General features: G+C 60.8%; 2 protein-coding genes. Both read right to left on the bottom strand.

All coding sequences use genetic code 11. The annotated features are described in order from the left end of the window. The coding region (locus AB4Z32_RS27420) for a phage tail length tape measure family protein (RefSeq protein ID WP_442124976.1) at positions 1 to 699 on the bottom strand (699 nt) is incomplete at its 3' end. Positions 700 to 701: 2 nt separating this feature from the next. Then, positions 702 to 1071: DUF1799 domain-containing protein (locus AB4Z32_RS27415; protein ID WP_442124975.1), on the bottom strand; the 370-nt coding region annotated here is incomplete at its 5' end.

Raw genomic sequence — 1071 nt, 5'->3', positions numbered from 1 at the left:
CATCTCCGACAACTGATCTGCGGTAGATCCCGCCGCGTTTCCGGTCAAAATCAGCGCTTTGGCATAAGCATCCGCCTCTTTGCTACCCTCGTGATATGCGACCGCCAGAGCAGCAGCTGCCGCTGCAGCGAGCGTGAACGGATTGATTAGTCCGACAACGTAGCCGCCGAGAGCGCGCGCGGCCGCACCGGCGGAGCCGAACATATCGCGCAGCTGGCCGCCCTGCTGGAGAATGACGGTAAGCGGGTTCTGACCGCCTTGCAAGGATGTGATGATGTCGGTGAACTGCGCCGGCACGCCGCGTAATGCTGCTGCAGTCTGGGCTGCAGATACACCAACGCTACGCGTCTGGGATTCGATCGCGCGCAGCTGATTCAGGTACGGCGTCAGGGCCGCAGGATCAACGCCGCGTTGGCGAGCGAGCGTTTCATAGTATTCGGCACTGGTCCGGCTGCCGGCCTGCATTGCGGCCGTCGTGCGCTGAATCGAGCCAATCAGGTTGCGCTGAGCGGCTTCCACCTTCTCCGCAGACTGGTCAGCGCCACTGCCGATAGAGCTGACCGCGCGCTGTGCACGTTCACCCGCCGAAGAAACGGCGTTGGCCATGGTGCTGGCTTGCTGGCCGATTTCCTGAAAGCCTTCGCGCGTGCGCGTCGTATCAAGTTCAGCAACGAGTTGGACGCGCCGTTCTTCGTTCATGCCTACTCCCTTTGTTCCTGCATCGCTTCAAGTGCGGCGAATTCCATGGCACATACATCCGCCTCCCACTGTTCGTACTCAGTAAGAGGAAGATCCATGCGATCTAACTTGTGATAGAGGACGTTGTAGTCGAGCCCCAGTAACCCACTCGATCCGGCTCGCCATTGGGTCTGAAGCTGGCAAAACAGGTGAAAGACTGGCCAGTTTTCTGGCCACACCTCGAACCCGCTTGCGTCGGCCTGGGCGGCGGCCATGGCCGCGAGGAATGGGTTAGCTTCCTTCGGCTTGGCCGGTTCGTAGAACGTCGCCGCCGCCTGCTTTAGTTTCCCAAACGGCCTTCGGTCATCGCCTCGCGGTATGCCGCGATAATGG

This window comes from Massilia sp. 2TAF26, from assembly GCF_052115005.1.
Taxonomy (GTDB): domain Bacteria; phylum Pseudomonadota; class Gammaproteobacteria; order Burkholderiales; family Burkholderiaceae_D; genus Telluria.
Note: the sequence above shows the minus strand (reverse complement) of the source record. Positions and strands in the feature narration are given on the sequence as shown.